This is a genomic window from Candidatus Pelagibacter sp. (assembly GCF_052049775.1).
Taxonomy (GTDB): Bacteria; Pseudomonadota; Alphaproteobacteria; order Pelagibacterales; family Pelagibacteraceae; genus Pelagibacter.
The window spans coordinates 1-3756 of sequence record NZ_JBNGZH010000067.1; the positions used below are offsets into that span (position 1 = coordinate 1).

Here is a 3756-nt window from a genome sequence, read left to right on the forward strand (position 1 = left end):
CTATATGCTCAGCAGCCTAAAAGAATTTTATGCAAAATTTGTAATTCAAAAAAAAAAATATTTTTTTTAAACAGTTTTAATATTAATTATTATCTTTGCCCAAAATGTCAGCATATTAATGGTGCTTTTCAGGAAACAGACAGCTTTTTAAAAAAATTATATAATAAAGGCTCAGGTGCTAAAAATATTTATGCAAGTTATTCAAAAGACTACAATGAGCGAATAAAAAAAATATATAATCCGAAAGTAAAATTTTTAAAAAAAATAATAAAAAGAAAAAAATGTGTTTTAGATATAGGTTCGGGCGCTGGTCATTTTTTAAAAGCTTTAGAGATTAATGGTATAAAAGCTATTGGTTACGAGACAAATGATAATTTGAATAAATTGGCAAATAAATTTTTAAAAAATAACAAATCAGTGAATATTAATATCAATTCTGCAATAAAGTTAATTAAAGGAGAAAAAAATGCAAATATATTAAGTTTGATAGGTGTGTTAGAGCATGTCAGTTCTGTTCAGACTGTTTTAGAGGCCTACAAGAGTTCTAGAATTAAATATCTTTATATTTCAGTTCCAATATTTTCTTTAACTAGTTTTATAGAAAATGCATTTCAAAATATTTATCCAAGGCACTTATCAGGCGGACATACTCATTTATTTACAAAAAATTCTCTTAATTTTATAAAAAAAAAATATAATCTTAGTATTGCTGGTGAATGGTGGTTTGGAAATGATTTTGTGGATTTATATCGTGTCATATATTTAAATCAAAAATCATCGGATAAAAAAGAGTATATAAAAATATTTCAAAGTAATTTTATAAAATATTTAGATAGTATGCAAAAAATTCTTGATAAGAATAAAATTTCTTCAGAGGTACATATAATATTTAAAAAAAATTAAATGTTAGTAGCAATTATTCCAGCACGAAAAAATAGTATTAGAATAAAGAAAAAAAATATTAAAAGTTTTTTTGGAAAGACAATGCTGACACGAGCCATAGATCTTGTAAAAAAAACAAAAATATTTGATTATATTTGTGTTACTACAGATGATTTACATGTAAAAAAAATTTGTGAAAAAAAAAATGTTAGTTTGATCATAAATCGACCAAAAAAATTATCTTCAAATAAAATCTCAACTCAAAGTGTAATTAAACATGCATGCGAGTATTTAAAAAAAATTAAAAAATTAAATTTTACATATGTTTGTTGTTTATATCCATGTACACCATTATTAAATCCAGAAGACTTGGTGATTTCTTTTAAAACTTTAAAAAAGAACCCTAAAAAATTCGTTTATCCTGTAATTAGATATCGACACCCTATACAAAGGGCATTTAAACTTAGTAAAAATTTAGAGCCTAAATTCTATAATATTAAAAATACTTTTATAGACACATCTAAATTTAGTCCTAGTTATCATGACTCAGGACAATTTTATTTTGGCACTTATGAAAATTGGATATCTAAAAAAAAATTTATGCATATTGATGCCAAATGCTTAGAATTACCATTTTATCGAGCCGTAGATATTGATAATAAAGAAGATTGGAAAATTGCTGAAATTTTTTATAGAAGTAAAAAGTTTTAATGAAAAATTTTTTCAATAATAGTCTTAATTCAAATAATTATTTAAAAATTTTAAATCAGTATAAAAAATTAGATCCAAAATTTGTGCTTCAAAATTATGGATCATTAATTGGGGACAAGTCTTTATTTAGGTTTTTAACATTATACGAATTATTAAAAAAAGCAAAAAAGGTTAAGGGTAATATTATTGAGTTTGGAACTTGGAATGGAAATAGTTTAATTTTTCAAAAAAAAATAATTGAATTTTTAAAAATAAAAAAAAAAATTTTCGGATATGATCATTTTAAAGGAATGCCTTTTTCTACTGGATCAAATAATTTTTTTGTGGGTGATAAAAAATATATAAAATTTATTTTAAATTTCTTTAAATTAAACCAGGTTTTTTTGATTGATGATAATTTTAAAAATATCAAAAAATATAAAAAACAAATAAGCAAAATTTCATTTGCATATATTGATTGTGATTTGTATGAAGAGACAAAAATTTTGCTAAATTTTATTAATAACAACATTTCAAAAGGAGGTATTATTTTATTTGATGAAGCTTTTAGGAATTCTAGAAAAGGTGAAGCAAAAGCATTAAAAGAATTTTACAATCAGCACAAAAAACTTTATACTTTACATAAATTAAAAAAACATTATCAACCAGATATATATTTAATTAAAAAATAGATTTTATTTAAAATTTAAATAATAAAGTATAAGATTACAAATATGATAAATTCCATAAAAGATATAATTAAAAATTTCAAAAATTTATCTTTTAAAGATACCCAGCATCTTGATGATCAAGGATATTTGGTGTTGAAAAATATTTCATTTTTAAAAAAAAATGTAGACACACTCTCAAAAATATCGGAAAAATTAATCAGTGAGGAAGGTGATAAAGGAGGTTGGGAAGGTAAAGAAAAATACTTTAAACCTGGAAAGAAATTTGAGGAAGGTGCAGATAGATTAGGTGGATTAATTAATAAGCATAATTTATTTTTAAAAGTAATTAATATTCCCGAATTAATATTGGCAGCACATCATGTTATTAAAGACGAAATAAAAGTTTGTGGTTTTAATTTAAGAAGTCCAAAAAAAGGTTACGGGCAGCAAGGAATTCATATGGATGGTTTTGCCCGAAAAGATATAAATGAACCTTTTTCAGGGGTTGTAATTTTTATTTATCTTGATGATAGTTACGTTGAAAATGGCGCCCTCAGAGTTATCCCAGCCACTCATAAAAAATTAGGATGGCCAGATGATTACATAGATATTCATGAAAAACACCCGGACGAAGTCAGGGTTGAAGTGAATAAAGGTGATGTAGTCATTGCAAATTTAAACTTATGGCACGCTGGAGCAATTAATATTAATGGAAAACAAAGAAAATCTATCATGCTCAATATTAAAAATAGGTCTTATGGACAACTATTGAATTATAAGAGTTATTTAAATCAAGATTTTGTTGATACACTTACAGATGAGGAGAAATATCTTTTAGCAGTAAGAAAAAATGATATTGATCACAAAGTCTTAAATGATGGAAGTGCAAATGAGGCTCGAAGAAAGTACTTAAAAGTAAAAGGAATTAATACGTCTATTATTAAATCCTAAATTATACTTACAAAATGAAAACCAAATTTAATTATGTTAATTTATTTCAAATAATTAACATAAAAAAAAATGACAAAATTATAATTAATTCAAATTTTTTAGATTCTTTAATTTTTTTTAAAAAAAAAAAAATAAATTTTTGTTTAAAGGAATTTCTAGATAATCTAATTAATTATGTAGGATACGAAGGTACAATTGTCATTCCATCATATAATTGGGATTTTTGCAAAGGTGTAAAATTTAATCAAAAAAAAACAGGCACATATTCAGGTGCACTTTCCAGATATGCTTTACAACATAAATTATTTCAAAGATCTTCAAATCCAATTTATTCTTTTGTTGTTTTTGGTAAATACCAAAAGAAAATAATTAATCTAAACCATCAAGATTCTTTTGGAAAAAAATCTCCTTTCAATTTTATGATAAAAAATAATTTTAAAAATATTTTTTTTAATTTATCATATAGGGAGGCTTTTACTTTTGTCCATTATGTAGAACAATATTGTAAAGTTAGCTATAGATACCATAAGACATTTGTTGGATATTGCAAATATATAAATAA

Annotated in this window: 5 protein-coding genes; all 5 read left to right on the plus strand. The window is 23.6% G+C overall.

All coding sequences use genetic code 11. The features are described 5' to 3' along the window. The coding region (locus tag ACTT83_RS06445) for a class I SAM-dependent methyltransferase (protein WP_440919259.1) at positions 1 to 903 on the plus strand (903 nt) is incomplete at its 5' end. Further along, entirely contained in the window at positions 904 to 1593 is a 690-nt protein-coding gene (locus ACTT83_RS06450) for an acylneuraminate cytidylyltransferase family protein (protein ID WP_440919260.1), read from the plus strand. It begins immediately after the preceding gene. After that, the gene (locus ACTT83_RS06455; protein ID WP_440919261.1) at positions 1593 to 2264 is read left to right on the plus strand and encodes a TylF/MycF/NovP-related O-methyltransferase; all 672 of its coding nucleotides are present in this window, start codon (positions 1593 to 1595) and stop codon (positions 2262 to 2264) included. Before ACTT83_RS06450 ends, ACTT83_RS06455 begins: the two co-directional genes overlap by 1 nt. Before the next feature lie 42 nt (positions 2265 to 2306). Further along, entirely contained in the window at positions 2307 to 3194 is an 888-nt protein-coding gene (locus tag ACTT83_RS06460) for a phytanoyl-CoA dioxygenase family protein (protein WP_440919262.1), read from the plus strand. A 14-nt stretch (positions 3195 to 3208) separates the two neighbouring features. Beyond that, positions 3209 to 3756, plus strand: a 548-nt coding sequence (locus ACTT83_RS06465; protein WP_440919263.1) for an AAC(3) family N-acetyltransferase, incomplete at its 3' end; no start/stop codon positions are given.

Bases quoted from the DNA above. Each gene is read 5' to 3' on its own strand.
- ACTT83_RS06450 (WP_440919260.1), top strand. From the start codon at position 904: ATGTTAGTAGCAATTATTCCAGCACGAAAAAATAGTATTAGAATAAAG.
- ACTT83_RS06455 (WP_440919261.1), top strand. From the start codon at position 1,593: ATGAAAAATTTTTTCAATAATAGTCTTAATTCAAATAATTATTTAAAA.
- ACTT83_RS06460 (WP_440919262.1), top strand. From the start codon at position 2,307: ATGATAAATTCCATAAAAGATATAATTAAAAATTTCAAAAATTTATCT.